General features: G+C 74.2%; 15 protein-coding genes, 2 rRNA genes and 1 pseudogene. 4 read left to right on the top strand and 14 right to left on the bottom strand.

Annotation, left to right across the window (positions count from 1 at the left end):
• Positions 1–70: 70 nt before the first annotated feature.
• Positions 71–1,750: a CTP synthase gene (locus tag ACIRD3_RS00090; RefSeq protein WP_402209203.1), complete on the bottom strand. Its 1,680-nt coding sequence runs from the start codon at positions 1,748–1,750 to the stop codon at positions 71–73.
• Between the two features lie 720 nt (positions 1,751–2,470).
• Here ACIRD3_RS00090 and ACIRD3_RS00085 point away from each other — a divergent pair.
• Positions 2,471–4,483, top strand: a complete 2,013-nt coding sequence (locus ACIRD3_RS00085; protein WP_402209201.1) for a glycoside hydrolase family 15 protein — start codon at positions 2,471–2,473, stop codon at positions 4,481–4,483.
• Positions 4,484–4,517: 34 nt separating this feature from the next.
• Here the strand turns inward: ACIRD3_RS00085 and ACIRD3_RS00080 are convergent, their stop codons facing one another.
• The 3 genes from ACIRD3_RS00080 to ACIRD3_RS00070 form a co-directional block, all read right to left on the bottom strand.
• Positions 4,518–5,696, bottom strand: a complete 1,179-nt coding sequence (locus ACIRD3_RS00080; protein ID WP_402209199.1) for a glycosyltransferase family 4 protein — start codon at positions 5,694–5,696, stop codon at positions 4,518–4,520.
• Positions 5,697–5,864: 168 nt separating this feature from the next.
• Positions 5,865–7,622, bottom strand: coding sequence for a DNA repair protein RecN (gene recN / locus ACIRD3_RS00075; RefSeq protein WP_402209197.1), 1,758 nt, complete (start codon positions 7,620–7,622; stop codon positions 5,865–5,867).
• Between the two features lie 64 nt (positions 7,623–7,686).
• Positions 7,687–8,232 (bottom strand): YitT family protein, encoded by a 546-nt coding sequence (locus ACIRD3_RS00070; protein WP_402210716.1) that lies wholly within the window; start codon positions 8,230–8,232, stop codon positions 7,687–7,689.
• Positions 8,233–8,468: 236 nt separating this feature from the next.
• Here ACIRD3_RS00070 and ACIRD3_RS00065 point away from each other — a divergent pair, with 236 nt between their 5' ends.
• Positions 8,469–9,968 (top strand): PLP-dependent aminotransferase family protein, encoded by a 1,500-nt coding sequence (locus ACIRD3_RS00065; protein WP_402209195.1) that lies wholly within the window; start codon positions 8,469–8,471, stop codon positions 9,966–9,968.
• Between the two features lie 58 nt (positions 9,969–10,026).
• Here ACIRD3_RS00065 and ACIRD3_RS00060 read toward each other — a convergent pair whose 3' ends face one another.
• From ACIRD3_RS00060 to ACIRD3_RS00045, 4 genes are all read right to left on the bottom strand, one after another.
• Positions 10,027–10,932: an NAD kinase gene (locus tag ACIRD3_RS00060; RefSeq protein WP_402209193.1), complete on the bottom strand. Its 906-nt coding sequence runs from the start codon at positions 10,930–10,932 to the stop codon at positions 10,027–10,029.
• A gap of 89 nt (positions 10,933–11,021) precedes the next feature.
• Complete coding sequence (locus tag ACIRD3_RS00055) at positions 11,022–11,828, bottom strand: TlyA family RNA methyltransferase (RefSeq protein WP_402210713.1); 807 nt, start codon at positions 11,826–11,828, stop codon at positions 11,022–11,024.
• Between the two features lie 36 nt (positions 11,829–11,864).
• Positions 11,865–12,119, bottom strand: coding sequence for a hypothetical protein (locus ACIRD3_RS00050; protein ID WP_402209191.1), 255 nt, complete (start codon positions 12,117–12,119; stop codon positions 11,865–11,867).
• On the bottom strand, positions 12,103–12,954 hold the full coding sequence (locus ACIRD3_RS00045) for a hypothetical protein (protein ID WP_402209189.1): 852 nt from the start codon (positions 12,952–12,954) through the stop codon (positions 12,103–12,105). Before ACIRD3_RS00045 ends, ACIRD3_RS00050 begins: the two co-directional genes overlap by 17 nt.
• A gap of 178 nt (positions 12,955–13,132) precedes the next feature.
• Here ACIRD3_RS00045 and ACIRD3_RS00040 point away from each other — a divergent pair, with 178 nt between their 5' ends.
• A complete protein-coding gene (locus ACIRD3_RS00040; RefSeq protein ID WP_402209187.1) occupies positions 13,133–13,480 on the top strand; it encodes an SCP2 sterol-binding domain-containing protein in 348 nt (115 codons plus the stop codon).
• An 84-nt stretch (positions 13,481–13,564) separates the two neighbouring features.
• Here the strand turns inward: ACIRD3_RS00040 and ACIRD3_RS00035 are convergent, their stop codons facing one another.
• Complete coding sequence (locus ACIRD3_RS00035) at positions 13,565–14,602, bottom strand: HAD-IIA family hydrolase (RefSeq protein WP_402209185.1); 1,038 nt, start codon at positions 14,600–14,602, stop codon at positions 13,565–13,567.
• A 142-nt stretch (positions 14,603–14,744) separates the two neighbouring features.
• Entirely contained in the window at positions 14,745–15,362 is a 618-nt protein-coding gene (locus tag ACIRD3_RS00030; protein ID WP_402209183.1) for a tetratricopeptide repeat protein, read from the bottom strand.
• A gap of 92 nt (positions 15,363–15,454) precedes the next feature.
• Between ACIRD3_RS00030 and ACIRD3_RS00025 the strand changes: the two genes are divergently transcribed.
• Positions 15,455–16,825 (top strand): DUF1015 family protein, encoded by a 1,371-nt coding sequence (locus ACIRD3_RS00025; RefSeq protein WP_402209181.1) that lies wholly within the window; start codon positions 15,455–15,457, stop codon positions 16,823–16,825.
• Between the two features lie 106 nt (positions 16,826–16,931).
• On the opposite strand, the gene ACIRD3_RS00020 is transcribed toward ACIRD3_RS00025, so the two are convergent.
• From ACIRD3_RS00020 to ACIRD3_RS00005, 4 genes and pseudogenes are all read right to left on the bottom strand, one after another.
• Complete coding sequence (locus tag ACIRD3_RS00020; protein ID WP_402210710.1) at positions 16,932–17,855, bottom strand: hypothetical protein; 924 nt, start codon at positions 17,853–17,855, stop codon at positions 16,932–16,934.
• 471 nt (positions 17,856–18,326) lie between these two features.
• Positions 18,327–19,157, bottom strand: a pseudogene (locus tag ACIRD3_RS00015) (tetratricopeptide repeat protein); the annotation flags it as partial.
• A gap of 385 nt (positions 19,158–19,542) precedes the next feature.
• Positions 19,543–19,659, bottom strand: a 5S ribosomal RNA gene (gene rrf / locus ACIRD3_RS00010).
• Between the two features lie 109 nt (positions 19,660–19,768).
• Positions 19,769–19,861: ribosomal RNA gene (locus tag ACIRD3_RS00005) — 23S ribosomal RNA — on the bottom strand; the annotation flags it as partial.

The following is a 19,861-nucleotide window of genomic DNA, read 5'->3' as shown; positions in this document are numbered from 1 at the left end:
GCCGAACGGCGGCCCCGCGGGAATCGCGGGGCCGCCGTTCGGTGAACGACCGAGGCCGAGGAGCGGAAGACTACGCGGAGGCCGCGGTCTTGATCTCGATGGCGGCCTTGACCAGGCCCGCGAACAGCGGGTGCGGGCGGGTCGGGCGGGACTTCAGCTCCGGGTGGGCCTGGGTGGCCACCAGGTAGGGGTGCACCTCGCGCGGGTACTCGACGTACTCGACCAGGTCGCCCTTGGGCGAGAGGCCGGAGAACTGCAGGCCGGTCTTCTCCAGGTCCGCGCGGTAGGCGTTGTTGACCTCGTAGCGGTGGCGGTGGCGCTCCTCGACGTACTGCTCGCCGCCGTAGACCTCGCGGACGATCGAGCCCTCGGCGAGCTTGGCCGGGTACAGGCCCAGGCGCATGGTGCCGCCCAGGTCGCCCTTGCCGTCGACGATGGCCAGCTGCTCGGCCATGGTGGAGATGACCGGGTGCTTGGCGGCGGAGTCGAACTCGGTGGAGTTGGCCTCCGGCAGGCCGGCCAGGTTGCGGGCGGCCTCGATGACCACGCACTGCAGACCCAGGCACAGGCCCAGCAGCGGGACCTTGTTCTCGCGGGCGAAGGTGATGGCGCCGACCTTGCCGTTGACGCCGCGGTCGCCGAAGCCGCCGGGGATGCAGATCGCGTCCACGTCGCCGAGCTGCTCGCGGGCGCCCTCGGGGGTCTCGCAGTCGTCCGAGGTGACCCACTTGATCTCGACCCGGGCGTTGTTGGCGAAGCCGCCGGCGCGCAGCGCCTCGGTCACCGACAGGTAGGCGTCCGGCAGGTCGATGTACTTGCCGACCAGGGCGACCTTGACGATGTGCTGCGGCTCGTGGACGCGGCGCAGCAGGTCGTCCCAGGTGGTCCAGTCGACGTCGCGGAACGGCAGGTCCAGGCGGCGCACCACGTAGGCGTCCAGGCCCTCGCCGTGCAGCACCTTCGGGATGTCGTAGATCGACTTGGCGTCGATGGCCGCGACCACGGCCTCCTCGTCCACGTCGCACATCAGCGAGATCTTGCGCTTGATCGCCTGCGGGACCTCGCGGTCGGCGCGCAGCACGATCGCGTCCGGCTGGATGCCGATGTTGCGCAGCGCGGCGACGGAGTGCTGGGTGGGCTTGGTCTTCAGCTCGCCCGAGGGGCCGATGTACGGCAGCAGGGAGACGTGCACGAAGAAGACGTTGTCCCGGCCGACCTCGTGGCGGACCTGGCGGACGGCCTCCAGGAACGGCAGCGACTCGATGTCGCCGACGGTGCCGCCGACCTCGGTGATCACCACGTCGACGTCCTCGGTCGCCATCCGGCGGATCCGGGACTTGATCTCGTTGGTGATGTGCGGGATGACCTGGACGGTGTCGCCCAGGTACTCGCCGCGGCGCTCCTTGGCGATGACGGTCGAGTACACCTGGCCGGTGGTGACGTTCGCCGAGCCGTGCAGGTTGGTGTCCAGGAACCGCTCGTAGTGGCCGATGTCCAGGTCGGTCTCGGCGCCGTCGTCCGTGACGAAGACCTCACCGTGCTGGAACGGGTTCATGGTGCCCGGGTCCACGTTGAGGTACGGGTCGAGCTTCTGCATGGTGACGCGCAGGCCGCGGGCCTTGAGCAGGGCACCGAGGCTGGAGGCGGTGAGCCCCTTGCCGAGCGACGAGGCGACACCCCCGGTGACGAAGAGGTGCTTGGTCGTCACGGCGCGGCCGTTCGCTGCCTTGCCGGAATGGGGCTGTGCCAAGAGGGGGCTCCCGTGGGTCGCGTGTCGGAGGTGACGTGGGCGGGAGGCTCGGGGTTCGCCGGGCGACGGAGTCGGGTGCGGGGCACCGCGCTCGAAGGGTCGCCGGTTCGGCTGGTCCGGGGCGTTTGATCCCGCCGGTCCACGGGATACCAGGGTAACAGTGCCCCGACCGGGACGCCGTTCGGGCCGCGCGCGCCACACCGGGAGCGCGCGCCGGGCGCACCACCGGCGCACCATCCGCCGCACGTGTCACACCGGTCGCACAACCCACCGGACCAGGCCAGCCGGCGGTTTCCGTCCGGGTCACTCCGCCCCCTCCGGACAGGCCACCCGGAGGTGATCCTTCCGGACCATCCTTGGTCGCGCACCCGCGATGCACGGCATTTCCGCCGAATTGCGGCGCCACACCGGGCTGCGCCCGCGTGCTTCGCCCCTTTCGTCCGTCGTAAGCTGCTCGGACGCATCGCCGACAGCACGAGCACGCGGAGGGCGTGGGAGGGTCAGGACACTCCCGGTCCCCGATGCGCGACCGGACCTCCCCGTATTCCCGCTCCTCCCCACCCACTCCAGGGGCTCGACCGAGCCCCGCGCGGACACTCCAGCAAGGACTGCCACCACCCCCCGGCAGACCGGACGTCCCGGGGTGGAACCCCGGCCCCGCAGACCGCTCGCTCCCTCCGCTCGCCGATGCCCTGACCACATTGCGAACTGGAGATCCACGTGGCCGGCCGTATCGAGGACTACGCACTCATCGGGGACATGCAGACCGCTGCCCTGGTCAGCAGGGACGGGGCGGTGGACTGGCTCTGCCTGCCCCGCTTCGACTCGCCGGCCGTGTTCGCCGGCCTGCTCGGCACCGATGAACACGGCTTCTGGCGGATCGGCCCGGCCGAAGCCGTCCTGACCGCGGTCCCCGCCCCCGCCGCCGCCACCCCCGCCACCCCCGCCCCCGCGAGCCCGGGCCGGATCCGGATCGCCGACACCGCCGACCTGCGGGTGCCCCCGCCCACCGCCGCCGCACCCGCCCTGCCCGCCGACCGCCGCCGCTACCGGGGCGACTCGCTGATCCTGGAGCAGGAGTGGGACACCCAGGGCGGCACCGTCCGGGTGATCGACTTCATGCCGCCGCGTCCGCTGGCCGGCAAGGACGCCGTCCCCCAGGTGATCCGGATCGTCGAGGGCGTGTCCGGCACCGTCCGGATGCGCTCGGCGCTGCGCATGCGCTTCTCGTACGGCCGGGTGGTGCCCTGGGTGCACCGCGTCGAGCAGGCCGACGGCACCCACCGCACCGTCGCCATGGCCGGGCCGGACTCGGTCTGGCTGGACGGCGTCTCGGAGACCTACGGCCGCAACCTCACCACCTACGCCGACTTCACGGTCACCGCCGGCGAGCGGATCGCCTTCGCGCTCACCTGGCAGGCCTCCCACCTCGACCCGCCGAAGGCCCCGGACGCCGAGGAGATGCTCGACGCCACCGCCGACTTCTGGCACGAGTGGGCCGACCAGTGCACCTACCAGGGCCCCTACCGCGAGGCCGTGATCCGCTCCCTGATCACCCTCAAGGGCCTCACCTACGCCCCCACCGGCGGCATCGTCGCCGCCCCCACCACCTCACTGCCCGAGGACATCGGCGGCGAACGCAACTGGGACTACCGCTACACCTGGCTGCGCGACGCCGCGATCACCCTCTCCTCCCTGCTGCGCACCGGCTACCGCGAGGAGGCCCGGGCCTGGCGCGAGTGGCTGCTGCGGGCCGTCGCCGGCGACCCGGAGAACCTGCAGATCATGTACGGCATCGCCGGCGAGCGCGAGCTCACCGAGTCCTCCCTGGACTGGCTGCCCGGCTACGAGGGCTCGCAGCCCGTCCGGATCGGCAACGGCGCCGCCGGGCAGCTCCAACTCGACGTCTACGGCGAGGTCGTGGAGGCCCTGCACCTGGCCCACATGACCGGCCTGGTCCGCAACGACCACGCCCACCACCTCCAGCTGCGCCTGATCGAGTACCTGGAGGACCACTGGCAGAACCCGGACGAGGGCATCTGGGAGGTCCGCGGCCCGCGCCGACACTTCGTCCACTCCAAGGTGATGGCCTGGGTCGCCGTCGACCGCACCATCAAGCTGCTGGAGCAGACCCCCGAGGACGCCCCCGCCGACAGCCACCTGGAGCGCTGGCGCGACCTGCGCGACACCATCCACCGGGACGTCTGCGAGAAGGGCTACGACCCTGAGCGCAACACCTTCACCCAGTACTACGGCGGCACCGAGCTGGACGCCTCACTGCTGCTGATCCCCCAGGTCGGCTTCCTGCCGCCGGACGACAAGCGCGTGATCGGCACCATCGAGGCGATCCAGCGCGAACTGTCCACCGAGGACGGCTTCGTGCTGCGCTACCCCACCCACGACGAGAGCGGCAACAACGTCGACGGCCTCTCCGGCCACGAGGGCGCCTTCCTGGCCTGCTCGTTCTGGCTGGCCGACGACCTCGCCATGATCGGCCGGGTGCAGGAGGCCCGCGACCTGTTCGACAAGCTGCTCTCGCTGCGCAACGACATCGGCCTGCTCGCCGAGGAGTGGGACCCGCGGCTCAAGCGCCAGGTCGGCAACTTCCCGCAGGCCTTCAGCCACGTCCCGCTGATCGACACCGCCCTGCGGCTGACCGCCTGCGGCGCCGCGTACCTGTCGGCCCAGCCGGACGGACTGGCCGGCGACCGGGTCGAGCAGGCGACCGTCTGACCGGCCGGGGCCGGACGGGGGTCCAGGGCCCGTCCTAGCCGCGCTGGACCAGCTCGTCGTAGGTGCTGAGCACCTGGGCGACGGTGGCGGCCTCGTCCGGCCAGGTCTCGGCCTGCTGCCGGCCGGCCGCCACCAGCCGTTCGCGCCGGGCCGGGTCGGCCAGCAGCCCGCGCACCGCGGCGCCGATCGCCGCCGGATCCCCGGGGGGCACCAGGACGGCGGCGTCCCCGACGAGCTCGGGGATGCCGCCCACGGCGGTGGCGACCACCGGCACGCCGGCCCGCATCGCCTCCTGCACCACCAGCGAGCGGGCCTCCCAGCGGCTGGGGACGACGACCACGTCGGCGGCGGCCAGCAGGTCCGGCACGTCGGTGCGGTAGCCGAGCAGCCGCACCGGCAGCTTCTCGGCGGTCACCCGCTCGCGCAGCGCGCCCGCCTCCGGGCCGTCCCCGGCGAGCAGCACCAGCGGCTCCGGGTCCAGTGCGGCGAGCTCGCGGGTGGCGTCCAGCAGCAGCCCGAAGGCCTTCTGCGGGACGAGCCGGCCGACCGCCAGCACCAGCGGGCGGTCCGGTCCGCCGCCGAGCAGCTCGGTCCGCGCCGCGGCCCGGTCGAGCCGGCCCTCGGGCATCGGCGGGGCGGCCACCGGGCCCAGCCGGGCGTCGGTGGCGCCCAGCTCGCGGGCCCGGGCGACCAGGTCGGAGGAGGCTCCGAGGACCAGGTCCGCGGCGCGCGCGACCCGGCGCTCCATCAGCCGCTGCAGCCGGCGCTCCATCCCGGTGGCCAGCAGCGCGTGGTGCGAGGTGACCACCAGCGGGGTCTCCGGGCGCAGGCCCGGGAAGCGGCCGGCGGTGCGCAGCGCGAGGTCGGAGAGCAGCCCGGCCCGCAGCCCGTGGGCGTGCACCACGTCGGCGCCGGTGAAGGCCCGGCGCAGCTCGCCGATCGCGGTGGCGTCGCTGCGGGCCCCCGCGGTGGGGGTGATGTCGACGGTGTGGAACCTGGCGCCCGTGCGGGAGAAGCCGAACAAGGCGTCCGTACCGGCCGGCGCGCAGACCGTCACGATCACCCCGTGCGCGACCAGGCCCTGGGCCAGGGAGCGCACGTGCGCACCGATGCCGCCGGTGCTGGCGGCCAGGACGAGTACCACGTGCAGCTGCCCCGGTTCCGGGGCGGCCGCGGTGGCCCGGGCGGCGGAATGGTCCACGTCGTCTCGCATCCGACTCGATCAGGTTCGCGCGCCGCTTTCGCGAGGATTGCCCGCCCGGCGGCGCTCGGGGCTGGGAAGCCAGTGTCCAGCGGCCACCATGCCAGGTCGGCGGCCCTCTTGGACAGTCGGCGGCGCCCGGGGCGCGTCGCCGACGGTCCGCGGGGCCGCCGTCCCCGGCTAGCGGTGGCGCGGGGCCCGGGCGGCGGCCAGCAGTTCCTCGGCGTGGGCGCGGCCCAGCTCCGAGTCCTCCAGGCCGGCCAGCATCCGGGAGAGTTCGCGCACCCGCTCCTCGTCGTTCAGCACCTTGACGCCGCTGCGGGTCACGGTGCCGTCGTTGGTCTTCTCTACCACCAGGTGCCGGTCCGCGAACGCGGCGACCTGCGGGAGGTGGGTGACCACCACGACCTGGGCGGACTCGGCCAGTTTGGCCAGTCGGCGGCCGATCTCGACCGCGGCCTTGCCGCCGACGCCCGCGTCCACCTCGTCGAACAGGTAGGTCGGAACGGGGTCCGCACCGGCGAAGACCACCTCGACGGCGAGCATCACGCGGGACAGCTCACCGCCGGAGGCGCCCTTGGCGATCGGGCGGGGCTGGGCGCCCGGGTGCGGGGCGAGCAGCACCTCGACCTCGTCCACGCCGTGCGGGCCGTACGCGACGGTGCGGCCGTCGACCTCGATCCCGCCCAGGTCGTCGACCTGGCTGATCGCGAAGGTCACCCGGGCGTGCGGCATGGCCAGTTCGGCGAGCTCGGCGGAGACGGCCTCGGCGAAGCGCCCGGCCGCGGCCTGCCGGGCGGCCGACACCTCGGCCGCGAGCTCGGCCAGCTCGGCGCGCAGCTCGGTCTCCCGGGCGCCGAGCTCGTCGATCCGGTCGTCGTCGCCGTCGAGTTCGGCGAGCCGGACGGCGCCGGCCTCGGCCCAGGCGATCACCTCGGCGAGGGTGTTGTCCTCGCCGCCGTACTTGCGCAGCAGCTGGGCCAGCACGGCCCGGCGGTCCTCGACGGCGGCCAGGCGCACCGGGTCGGCGTCCAGGTCGTCCGCGTAGCCGGCCAGGTCGCCGGCCACGTCGGCGAGCAGGTAGCCGACCTCGTTGAGCCGGTCGGCGAGGGCGGCCAGCCGCTCGTCGTGGTGGCGCACGGCGTCCAGGGCGCGGCGGGACTGCGCGAGCAGGGTGCCGGCGTCCAGTGCCTCCGGGTCGGCCGGGTCGCCGGCCAGGGCGGCGTGGGCGAGGGTCGCGGCGGAGGACAGCGCGTCGGCGTGGCCGAGCCGCTCGGCCTCGGCGGCCAGCTCGGCGTCCTCGCCGGCCACCGGCTCCGCGGCGGCGATCTCGTCCAGGCCGAAGCGCAGCAGGTCGGCCTCCTGGGCGCGCTCGCGGGCCCGGGTGGTCAGTTCCTCCAGGGTCGCCGAGACCTCGCGCAGGACGCGGTAGGTCTCCCGGTAGCGGGCCAGCGGCTCGGCCACCGCCTCGCCCGCGTACCGGTCCAGCGCGCCGCGCTGGCGGGCCGGGCGCAGCAGGCGCTGCTGGTCGGTCTGGCCGTGCACCGCGATCAGGTCCTCGCCGAGCTCGGCGAGCAGCCCGACCGGGACGGCCCGTCCGCCGACGTGCGCCCGGGAGCGGCCCTCGGCGGAGACGGTCCGGCTGATCAGCAGCGCGCCGTCGTCCAGTTCGGCCCCGGCCTCGACGGCGCGCGCCGCCACCGGGGAGCCGGCGGGCAGTTCCAGCCGGCCCTCGACGACGGCGCGTCCGGTGCCGTTGCGCACCAGGCCCGGGTCGGCGCGCCCGCCGAGCAGCAGGCCGAGGCTGGTGACGACCATGGTCTTGCCGGCGCCGGTCTCACCGGTCACGGCGGTGAAGCCGGGGGCCAGCTCGACCACCGCGTCGTCGATGACCCCAAGATCCCGTATCCGCATCTCGTCCAACACGGAGACGACCATACGAGGTTCCACCCCCGGCGCGCGACGAGCGGCAACGGCGCGCGGCAACTCCGTACCCCGAAGTTCATCCCTTCCGGGGGTTTCGCGCGGGTTCGGGCGCGGTGCACCAGGGCAGGAAGAACTGCACCAGGGGCCCGATGGCCAGCGCGTACGCGACGGTGCCGACCCCGGCGGTGCCCCCGAGCAGCAGGCCGACGACCAGGACGGTCAGTTCGATTCCGGTGCGGATCAGCCGCAGCGAACGGCCGGTGCGCCGGTGCAGGCCGGTCATCAGGCCGTCGCGCGGGCCGGGGCCGAGCCGGGCGCCGATGTAGAGACCGCTGGCCAGGCCGTTCAGCAGGATCGCGGCGGCCATCACGGCGATCCGGGCGGGCAGCGCGCCGGGGCCCCCGACGAACCGCAGGGTGAGGTCCATGGCCGCGCCGATCACCAGCACGTTGGCGACGGTTCCCAGGCCCGGGCGCTGGCGCAGCGGGATCCACAGCAGCAGCACGAGGGCGCCGCAGATCGTCACCCAGGCACCGACCGACAGCCCGACGCTGCGCTGCAGGCCCTGGTGCAGGACGTCCCAGGGGTCGAGGCCGAGGCCGGAGCGGAGCATCAGCGCCATGCTCGCCCCGTACAGGGCGAGGCCGGCGAACAGCTGCGGGATCCGGCGCCCCAGGCCGTGGGTGTCGCCGAGGACGCGGACTGCGGGTGTGGTCGTAGTGGCCAAGGTGTGCTCCTGCGGTGGTGCTGCACCGCCGGGTGGCCCGGCGGGTGGCGGACGGTACGGCCGCCCTGCCATGATGGCCAGGCCAAAGCAGCCCACTCCAGGGCCAATCCAGAGCAATTGGACTGATCGCCATGGCCGACTGGCACACCACCGTCACCCCGCCCGCGCTGGCCCGGCTGCTCACCACCGCCCGGCTCCCGGAACCGCCCACCGCCCGGCGCCCCGCCTACCGCACCCTGGCCGGGCAGATCCGGCTGCTGGTCACCGAGGGCCGGCTGCCGGTCGGCGCCCGGCTGCCCGCCGAGCGCGAACTGGCCACCGCCCTGGAGCTGAGCCGCACCACCGTCGCCACCGCGTACGAGACGCTGCGCGGCGACGGCTACCTGCGCAGCCGCCGCGGCGCCGGCAGCTGGACCGCCCTGCCCGAGGGCGCGCCGCCACCCGGCGACGCCCTGCACCCCGTCCCGCCGGACGAACAGGGCCGCACCCTGGACCTCGGCGTGGCCGCCCTGCCCGCCCCGCAGCCCTGGGTCGGCGCTGCGGCCGCCCGGGCGGTCGAGCAACTGCCGTACTACGCCGCCGGCCACGGCCACTACCCCACCGGCGTCCCGGTGCTGCGCGAGGCCGTCGCCCGCCGCTACACCGAGCGCGGGCTGCCGACCACGCCCGACCAGATCCTGATCACCACCGGCGCGATGGGCGCGCTGCACCTGGTCCAGCGGGTGCTGGTCGGCCGCGGCGACCGGGTCGCCGTCGAGGCCCCCAGCTACGCGCACACCCTGCAGGCACTGCGGCTCTCCGGCGCCCGGCTGGTTCCGGTGCCCTACGCGCACCACCCCACGGCGCGGTGGGACCAGGACGAGTGGCAACGGGTGCTGCGCGGCGCCGCGCCCAGACTCGCCTACCTCATCCCCGACTTCCACAACCCGACCGGCGCGCTGATCGGCGAGGACCAGCGCCGCGAACTGCTGGCCGCCGCGCGGGCCGCCGGAAGCATCGTGCTGGTGGACGAGACCACCGCGGAACTCGGCTGGGGCGTCCCGGAGACCGCGCCGCTGCCGCGCCCGATGGCGGCACTGGACCGGGCCGCCCAGGTGGTCACCGTCGGCTCGGCCGGCAAGCTGTTCTGGGGCGGCCTGCGGATCGGCTGGGTCCGGGCCGCGCCCGCGCTGGTGCGCCGACTGGCCGGCGAGCGGGTCTACAGCGACGTCGGCACCCCGGTCCTGGACCAGCTGATCACCGCCGAACTGCTGGGCGAGCCGCTGGCCGCCGTACGGGCCCACCAGCTCGACAAACTGCGGGCCACCGCGCACGCCTTCGCCGCGACGCTGCCCGAGCACATGCCCGGCTGGACCTTCCCGATGCCGACCGGCGGACTCGCCCTGTGGGTCTCCACCGACGGCCTGTCCGGCGCGGCGCTGGCACGGACCGGGGAGCGCGACGGGGTGCGGATCGCCTCCGGCAACCGCTTCGGCTCGGACGGCGCGTTCGAGCACCACATCCGGATCCCGCTCACCGTGCCCGCCGCGACCGTCCCGGCCGCCGTCGAACGCCTCGCCGCGGTCGCCGCCCGAACGGCGACCGGCGGCCGGCTCGACACGCCCGACGAGGCCCAGCCGCTGGCGGTCTGACGACCAGCCAACAGCCCGGCCACGGCGGCACGTTCGGGCGGTCCCAGCGGGAGGCTACCTAGTGGTGGTCCGCCCGGCCGCGCCAACCCGTCACCGGCAGCGCGAACTTGGCCACCAGCCGGTCGGTGAACGGCGCCCGGTGCAGTCTGGCCAGCCGCACCGGCGTCCGCCCGCGGCGGACCTCAACCCGTGCCCCGGCGGGCAGTTCGACCGAGCGCCGCCCGTCGCACCAGAGCACGCCGTGCGGGGTCTTGGGCTGCACCTCGACGGCCAGCACCGACTCGGGCGAGGTCACCAGCGGCCGGGCGAACAGCGCGTGCGCCGAGATCGGCACCATCAGCAGCGCCTCCACCTCCGGCCACACCACCGGACCGCCGCCGGAGAACGCGTACGCGGTGGAGCCGGTCGGCGTCGCGCAGACCACGCCGTCGCAGCCGAAGTTGGAGACCGGACGGCCGTCCACCTCGGTCACCACCTCCAGCATCCGTTCCCGGGACGCCTTCTCGATCGAGGCCTCGTTCAACGCCCAGTCCTCGTGCACCACATCGCCGTTGGTGCGGACGATGACGTCGATCGTCATCCGCTCCTCGACCTCGTAGTCCGCGTCGACCACCCGCTCGACCACCACGGCCAGGTCGTCCCGCTCCGCCTCCGCGAGGAAGCCCACCCGCCCCAGGTTGATCCCGAGCATCGGCAGCCCGTGCGAGCGCGCCAGCTCCGCCCCGCGCAGCAGCGTCCCGTCCCCGCCGGCCACCAGGATCAGCTCGCAGCCGTCCGCCGCGCCCGGGCCCTCGGCGACCTTCTCGACACCGTCGGGCAGGTCCAGGTCGACCGCCTCGGCCTCCAGCAGTCTGATCCGGAGTCCCGCCTTCAGCAGCCCGTGCACCAGCGACTCGACGCTGCGCAGCGCCGCCTCCCGGCCGGTGTGCGCGATCAGGAAGACCGTACGTTCTTCATCGCTCATGCCGCTGCCCTCTCCCTCACGCCTGCCGGGCGCCCTCGCCCCGGTGCGGCCGCCATACAGCATGACGGGCCGGACGTCCGCTGAGCACCCTATCGGGGCCCCTCCGCCACGGCCCGGTCCGCCTCCGCGGGGTCCAGCTGCGGGGCGTCCCGGCGCAGCCACAGGAAGTACTCCACGTTCCCGGACGGCCCCGGCAGGGGGCTCGCGGTGACGGCGCGCACGCCCAGCCCGAGCTCCCACGCCTGCCCGGCCACCTGGCGCACCATCTCGGCGCGCAGCTGCGGGCTGCGCACCACCCCACCGCTGCCCAGGCGCTCCTTGCCGATCTCGAACTGCGGCTTGACCATCAGCACCAGGTCCGCGTCCTCGGCCGCGCAGGAGGCGAGGGCGGGCAGCACCAGGCCCAGCGAGATGAACGACAGGTCGCCCACCACCAGGTCCACCAGGGTGCCGCCGATGAGCTCCGGGGTCAGCTCGCGCACATTGGTGCGGTCCATCACGGTGACCCGCTCGTCGCTCTGCAGCGACCAGGCGAGCTGCCCGTAACCGACGTCCACCGCCAGCACCCGGGCCGCCCCGGCCCGCAGCAGCACGTCCGTGAACCCGCCGGTGGACGCCCCGGCGTCCAGGGCCAGGCGGCCCTCGACCACCAGGCCCTGCGGAACGAAGGCGGCGAACGCCCCGGCGAGCTTGTGTCCGCCGCGCGAGACGTAGTCGGGGTCGTTCTCGTCCTTGGCCACCACGACCGCCGCCGAGGTCTCCACCTGGGTGGCCGGCTTGGTCGCGGTGGTGCCGCCGACGGTCACCCGCCCGGCCGCGATCAGCTCGGACGCGTGCTCGCGCGACCGGGCCAGCTTGCGGCGGACCAGCTCCGCGTCGAGTCGGCGTCGTGCCACTGCCACTGGTGTTTCAGCTCCTACGGGTCCTACGGATCATTCCTGGTCGAGCGCGGCCAGCGTGTCGGCGAGCCGCTGGTGAACATCTTCGTACACCGCGACGTGCGCCTCGGCGGGGACCCCGTCCAGGGCCTCCAGCCGGGCCAGCCCGGCGTCCACCGCGGGGTGGCCGGTGGGCAGCAGTTCGACGCCGAGCGGCTCGACCGGCTCCGGCGCGGTGGCGTCGAGGACGGTGGCCGCGTGGACGGTGGCCGCGTGGACGGTCGGGGCCGGTTCACTCGTCTCGGGCATCGGGCTTCTTCGTGCTGGTGGCCTTGCGGACGGTGGTCCGCTTGGTCGCCGTGCGCTTCGCGGGGGTCTTGGGCTGCGCGCCGGCCTGCCCGGCGGCGTTGCCCTGCTTGGCGGTGGCGCTCTTCTTGACAGTCGTCGTCTTCTTCGCCGTGGTCTTCTTGGCCGCCGTCTTCTTCGCGGCCGTCTTCTTCGCGGCGGCCTTCTTCTCAGCGGCCTTCTTCTCCGCCGGAGCCGCCGTCTTCTCCGCCGCGGTCTTCCGCGCCGGAGCCTTCCGCGCTGCGGCCCCCGGCTCCACCCGCGGAGCCGGGGCGAGCAGCGAGACCGGGGGAACCGGCGGATCGACCTCGACCGGTTCGTCCACCTCCACCCGCTCGGCGACTATCGGCTCCCCCGCCGACCGGCCGTCCGACCGCTCGCCCTCGTCCTCCCAGCCGCGCCCGAACAGGTCGTCCGCCCGCGGCGCCGGCACCGGCTCCTCCGCACCGTACGGTTCGGCACCGGGCGCCGCCGACGGAGCCTCCTCCTCGACCTCGCGCAGCTTGGTCTCCAGGTACGCCAGCACCACGCCGACCTTGGTGACCTGGTCGCCGACCTTCTCGAAGACCTTCTCCGCCTCGTTGCGCGCCACCCCGACCGCCAGGTCCACCCCGGCCAGACCGGCGGTGACCGCCTCCCCCGCCAGCGTCTGCAGCGTCTTCGCCGACGGCGGGAACTGCCCGCCCAGGCGGCGCTCCACCTCGGTGACGTCGACCCCGGCCTTCTCCAGGATCGAGGCCGCCGTCACGACGACCCGCTTGCCCACCTCCTCGACCACCCCGGCGGCGGTCTCCACCACTCCCCGAACCGTCCTCGGCAGCATCCGGGTGCCTCCCAATCGCCTACGCGCGTCGCTCCGTCGCCCTCAGTGCCCGGGCGGTTCCGGGCACCCCACTGACGACGCTACCGCCAAAACCCCGCTGAGGTACCGTGGCCCGCAGTCCGCACCGTAGCGACCGGGGGAGGGAGGCGCCGCCATGGCGAACGCGGAGGAGTGCCGGGAGGCGCTGGAGCAGCTCAGCCGGAACATGGCGAAGTCCACCGGCGACGTCCGCAAGGCCGCGTCCCTCGACCGCTCGCTCAGCTGCCGGATCACCGACCTGGACCTGACCTTCACCGGGCAGTTGCGCGACGGCCGGATCCAGGACGTGGTCGCCACGCCCGGAGCACCCGTGGGGAAGGCCGAGATCCGTCTCACCATGAGCAGCGACGACCTGGTCGCGATGGTCGACGGCCGGCTCAACTTCGCCTCCGCCTGGGCGAGCGGCCGGGTCCGGCTGGAGGCGGGCTTCCGCGACCTGCTGCGGCTGCGCACCCTGCTCTGAACCCGGCCGGCCCTCACCCCGGCGCCCCCTCGCGACCCACCGCGACCCGTCCGCCCGGGCCCCGGAACGGGGCACCGAAAGGGATCAGAGGCCCAACTCGGCGAGCGCCTTCCGCCCGTCCACCGGCCCCTCGCCCGCGTCCAGCGCCGTCCACGACGCCGCGCACAGCGCCCGCAGGCCGTCCCAGCGGTCCCCGGACCCGGTCAGCCGCAGCACGCCGCCCTCGACGTCCGCGAGCCAGCCGCCGCACCCGAAACCGTCCGCCTCGGGCGCCACCGCGGCGTGCGGGACGAGCAGCCCGCGCAGGTCGGCCGCCAGGTAGGTCGGCCGGTGCTCGACCGGGGCCGCCAGCAGCAGCTCGGGGGTGGTCACCCCGGTGAAGACCAGCAGGCTGTCCACCCCGCCGTTGAACGCCCCCTCGATGTCGGTGTCCAGCCGGTCCCCGACCACCAGTGGACGCTTCGCACCGGTGCGCAGCACGGTCTCCCGGTGCATCGGCGGCAGCGGCTTGCCCGCCACCTCCGGCTCGACCCCGGTCGCCGCCCGGACCGCCGCCACCAGCGTGCCGTTGCCCGGCGCGATGCCGCGCGCCCGCGGCACCGTCAGGTCCAGGTTGGACGCCACCCACGGCAGGCCGCTCTGCACCGCGTACGAGGCCTCCGCCAGGTGCTCCCAGCCCACCGAGGGATCGAAGCCCTGGACCACCGCGAGCGGCTCCTCGGCCAGCGAGCGGACCGGGACCAGCCCCCGCTCGGCCAGCGCCTCCTCCAGCCCGAGGCCGCCCACGACCAGCACCTTCGCCCCGGCCGGCACCTTCTCGGCGACCACCCGGGCGGCCGCCTGGGCCGAGTTGATCACGTCCGCGGGCTCGGTCGGCACGCCCAGCTCGGTCAGGTGCTCGGCCACCACCCGCGGCGGGCGCGACGCGTTGTTGGTCACGTACGCGAGCCGCATCCCGGACGCCCGGGCGTCGTCCAGCGCGGCCACCGCGTGCCGGATCGCGTGCGCGCCCTCGTACACCACGCCGTCCAGGTCCAGCAGCGCCGTGTCGTACGCCTCGGTCAGCGGTCGCTCGCTGCCGCCGGGGGCGGTCCGTCGCACGGGGGTGGCCGTCTCGGTCATGGCTGCGCTACCTCATTCACTGCGTCGTTCGCATCGTTCGCTGCGTCGTCGTTGACTGCTTCGTCGTTCACGGCTTCGTTCACTGCTTCGTCGTGCACGGCTTCGGTGTGCACCGCTTCGGCGTACACCGCGCCGGCGCCCGTCAGGCGTCGCCGTCGACGCCCTCCGGCTCTCCCCCGGTCGGGTCCGCCGCGGCGGGCGGCGGCGCCAGGTACCCGGGAGCCCCGGGCAGCAGCGGGCCGTACGCCCCGGCGCGGGCCGCCAGCGTCGCCCGGGTCTGCCGCAGGGCCGCCCGGTAGTGGTCGGCCTCCGGCCGCATCGCCACGGCGAGCGCCAGGTGTTCGGCGGAGGTCTCGAAGTCGCCCAGTCTGGCCGCCGCGACCCCCCACCCGAACTGAGCGTAGTCGTCCGCCGGATCGGCCAGTGCCACCACCCGGAAGTTCTCCAGCGCCGCCGCGTACGAGCCCGCGTCGAACTGGGCCCTGGCCAGCGCCTCCCGGATGCTGCGCGAGTGCGGCTCGGCCTCCGCCGCCCGGGCCAGCAGCTGCTCGGCGGCCGCCGGATGGCCCTGTGCCAGCAGCTGCGCGCCCCGGCGGAACCAGTCGTACACGTCGCCGACGGGCTCCCCGGACCGGCTCTGCGGCGGCACTCCACCGGCCGATCCGCCGCCGTGGGCCGGAGCGCCCCCACCGGTGGCGTCGACCGGCCCGCCCGACCCGGCCGATCCGCCGCCGTCCACGCGTTCCCGCCCGTCGTCCATGCCGTACCTCGCCCTCGGTCGCACACCCGCCCCACAGGTCGGCACGGGTATTCCGATCTCTCAACAACGCGTACCCGGTTACGATGCCCAGAATGAGCACACCCAGTGCAGAAGACGGAGTCGAGACTCCCGAGGGCGGCCCCGGCGATCCCGGGCACGTCGCCACCGCCGGCCTGTCCCTGTCCCCCTTCCGCGGCCTGCGCTACGTCCCCGACCGGGTCGGCGCCCTGGCCGCGGTGATGTCCCCGCCGTACGACGTCGTCGACCCGGGCCGCCGGCTCGACCTGGAGACCGCCGACCCGCACAACGTGGTCCGGCTGATCCTGCCCCGGCCCGAGCCCGAGGACGCCGGTGACCGCCCGGACCGCGACACCCGGTACCGGCACGCCGCGCGCCTGCTCGCCGCCTGGCAGCGCGAGGGGATCCTCGCCGCCGACCCGGACCCGGCGATCTACGTCTACGAGCAGCGGGTTCCCGCCACCGCCGAGTCCCCCGAACTGCTGCAGCGCGGCCTGATCGGCGCCCTCGCGGTGAGCGGCCGCGAGGTCGGCGTCGTGCTCCCTCACGAGGACGTGATGCCGCGGCCGGTCGCCGACCGGGTCGGCCTGATGCGCACCACCCGGGCCAACCTGGAACCGCTGCTGCTCACCTACCGCGGCGACGGCGGCGCCTCCGACGTGATCGAGCGGACGGTCGAGGGCGAGCCGCTGCTCTCCACCGCCACCAGCGACGGCACCCACCACCGCCTGTGGGCCGTCACCGACCCGGACGACATCGCCGAGATCGGCCGCGACCTGGCCACCTGCCGGGCGCTGATCGCCGACGGCCACCACCGCTGGGAGATGTACCTGCGCCTCCAGCGCGAGCACCGCCACCTGCCCCGCAGCCCGTGGGACCGCGGCCTGGTGCTCCTGGTGGACACCGCCCGGTACCCGCTGCGGGTGCGGGCCATCCACCGCGTCCTCTACCGGCTGCCGGTGGCCGAGGCGCTGGAGCAGCTCGGCGACCACTGGAAGGTCAAGGAGGTCCCCGGACCGCTGCCCGCCGCGCTCCAGGCGCTCGCCGAGCAGAAACGACACGGCGGCAACGGCTTCGTGCTGACCGGCGGCGACGGCGTCTACTGGCTGCTCGGCGAGCCCGAGGAGGCCCTGCTGGACGCCACCGTGCCGCACGACCGGCCCGAGGAGTGGCGCCGGCTGGACGCCACCGTCCTGCACGCCACCCTGCTCGACCACACCTGGCACGTCCCCGACGGCCCGGACGACATCGGCTACCTGCACACCGCCGCGGCCGCCGAACGGGAGGCGGCCCGCACCGGTGGCACCGCCGTCCTGCTGCACCCGGTCCGGGAGAGCGTGGTGCGGCGGCTGGCCGAACAGGGCGTCACCATGCCGCGCAAGTCCACCTCCTTCGGGCCGAAGCCGGCCACCGGACTGGTGCTGCGCAACCTCGCCCTGGGCTGACCCCGCACCGGGCCCTCCACGCGGGGCCCGGACGGCGTGAGGCCCTGCCGTTCCCGGTGGATCCCGGGGAACGGCAGGGCCTCACGGTGTTTTCGAGGGGGCCCGATCAGCCCTTGGCCTCGTCCTTGTCCTTGTCCTCGACCTTGGCGTCGTCCTTGGCGCCGTCCGCGGCCTCGTCGGTCCCGGCGTCCGCCGACACCGTCTCCGCCTCGGCGTCGCGGGCGCGCTCGGGCACCACGCCGTCGAAGTCCTCGTCGATCTCGAGGTCGTCCTCGTCGTAGAACTCCTCGACGTCCTCCTCGTCCTCGAAGATCACGCGGTCGTCGGCGATGTCGCCGCCGCGCTTCTTCGCCGGGGCCTCGGCCGACTCGGTGTCGTCCTCGGCCAGCTCGGGGTCGAGCGCGTCGGTGAACTCGCCCACGCCGTCGATCTCGGCGAGCCGCTCCGAGGCGTTGGTGGCGCCGTCGGTGTCCGCCTCGGCCGCCTTGGCGAACCACTCACGGGACTCGTCGGCACGACCGGCCGCGATCAGCGCCTCGGCGTAGGCGTACCGCAGCCGCGCGGTCCACGGGTGCACGGCGCTGGAGGCCAGCTCCGGGCTCTGCAGGGTCACCACAGCGGCGTCGTACTGCTCCATGTCGCTGCGGGCACCGGCCGCGACCAGGCGCATCTCCACCTGGCCGGCCTTGTCCAGCTGCTTCACCTCGGGCTCGCCGGCCATCGCCAGCGCCCGCTCCGGACGGCCCAGACCGCGCTCGCAGTCGGCCATCACGGGCCACAGGTCCGCCCGACCGGTCATCCGACGGGCGGCGCGGAACTCGGTCAGCGCCTCGGAGTAACGCTGGGTCATGTACGAGGCGAAGCCGGCCGCCTCACGGACGGCAGCCACGCGGGAGGCCAGCCGGAGCGCGACGCGCGAGTACTGGTAGGCCTCCTCCGGCTCGCCGTCGAGCAGGCGGGCGACCATCACCAGGTTGCGGGCGACGTCGTCCGCGAGGGTCTTGGGCAGGCTCTTGAGCTCCTGACGCACGTCCGCGTCCAGCTCGAAGCCGGTGACGTCCTCCGGGATCGGCAGACGCTTGACGGGCTCGTAGTTGCCCCGGCGGTCGTCGTAGTCCCGACGGTCGTCACGGCGGTCGTCCCGGCGGTCATCGCGACGGAAGCCGCCGCCCTGGCGGTCGTCGCGGCGGTAGCCACCACGGTCTCCGCCGCGGTCGTCACGACGGAAGCCGCCGCGGTCACCGCGGTCACGGTTGAAGCCGCCGCTGGCGGGGCGGTCGTCGCGGCGGAAGCCACCGCGGTCGCCACCGCGGTCGTCCCGGTCACGGCCGTAGCCACCCGAGGGACGGTCCTCGCGACGCGGACGGTCGTCACGGTCGTCACGACGGAAGCCACCCGGACGGTCATCCCGACGGAAACCGCCACCGGCGGGGCGGTCGTCGCGGCGGAAGCCACCGCGGTCGCCACCGCGGTCGTCCCGGTCACGGCCGTAGCCACCCGAGGGACGGTCGTCCCGACGCGGACGGTCGTCACGGTCGTCACGACGGAAGCCACCCGGACGGTCATCCCGACGGAAACCGCCACCGGCCGGACGGTCATCCCGACGGAAACCGCCACCGGCCGGACGGTCGTCACGGCGGTCACGGTTGAAGCCGCCGCCGGCGGGGCGGTCGTCGCGGCGGAAGCCACCGCGGTCGCCACCGCGGTCGTCCCGGTCACGGCCGTAGCCACCCGAGGGACGGTCCTCGCGACGCGGACGGTCGTCACGGTCGTCACGACGGAAGCCACCCGGACGGTCATCCCGGCGGAAACCGCCACCGGCCGGACGGTCGTCACGGCGGAACCCGCCGCGGTCGCCACCGCGGTCGTCCCGGTCACGGCCGTAGCCACCCGAGGGACGGTCGTCCCGACGCGGACGGTCGTCACGGTCGTCACGACGGAAGCCACCCGGACGGTCATCCCGGCGGAAACCGCCACCGGCCGGACGGTCGTCACGGCGGTCACGGTTGAAGCCGCCACCGGCGGGGCGGTCGTCACGGCGGAAGCCACCACGGTCGCCACCACGGTCATCCCGGTCGTCACGGCGGAAACCGCCGGACGGACGGTCGTCACGACGGAAGCCGCCGCGGTCGTCACGGTCACGGCCGTACCCACCCGACGGGCGGTCATCACGGCGGTAGCCGCCGCCGGCCGGACGGTCATCCCGACGGAACCCGCCGCGGTCGCCACCACGGTCATCCCGGTCACGGCCGTAGCCGCCCGAAGGACGGTCGTCCCGATGCGGACGGTCGTCACGGTCGTCACGACGGAAACCGCCCTGGCGGTCGTCGCGACGGAAGCCGCCGACCGGACGGTCGTCGCGCCGGTCGTCGCGGCGGTAGCCGCCACGGTCGTTCGACCAGCCCCCACGGGACCGGGGCTCATAGCCTCGGCCGTCGTCCGATCGACGCTCGGGACGGTCCTGGGGCTGGTTCGACATCGTGGTGACTCCTTCTGCTGCTTCAGCTTCACCGCGTCGGCCGTGCGTGCAACTCCCGCTGCCGTCACGCGGTTTCGGCGCCGACCTCCTGGCCCGCGCACCTCTCCATTGTCCGGCATGTCGGGACCCTCCGCGTCTGGGCGGAAGTCCCGTCCTGCCGGACCTTCTTCTTCACGTTCGCAAAACACAAAAAGGCCGCGGCCCCAGCGAGTCGCTGGGGCCGCGGCCTTGAATGATTGTTCGGCGGCGTCCTACTCTCCCACAGGGTCCCCCCTGCAGTACCATCGGCGCTGTGAGGCTTAGCTTCCGGGTTCGGAATGTAACCGGGCGTTTCCCTCACGCTATGACCACCGAAACCCTATCGGGTATTCAGCGAAACACACTTTTCAGTTGAATAAGTGTTTCCTTGTTCGCCGGCGATAGCTGTTCGCTACCCGGGAACCACACAGTGAACGCGAGCGTCTGAGGACAAGCCCTCGGCCTATTAGTACCGGTCAACTCCACCCCTCACAGGGCTTCCATATCCGGCCTATCAACCCAGTCGTCTACTGGGAGCC

Source organism: Kitasatospora sp. NPDC093550 (assembly GCF_044764985.1).
In the GTDB taxonomy this organism is placed as follows: domain Bacteria; phylum Actinomycetota; class Actinomycetes; order Streptomycetales; family Streptomycetaceae; genus Kitasatospora.
Note: the sequence above shows the minus strand (reverse complement) of the source record. Positions and strands in the feature narration are given on the sequence as shown.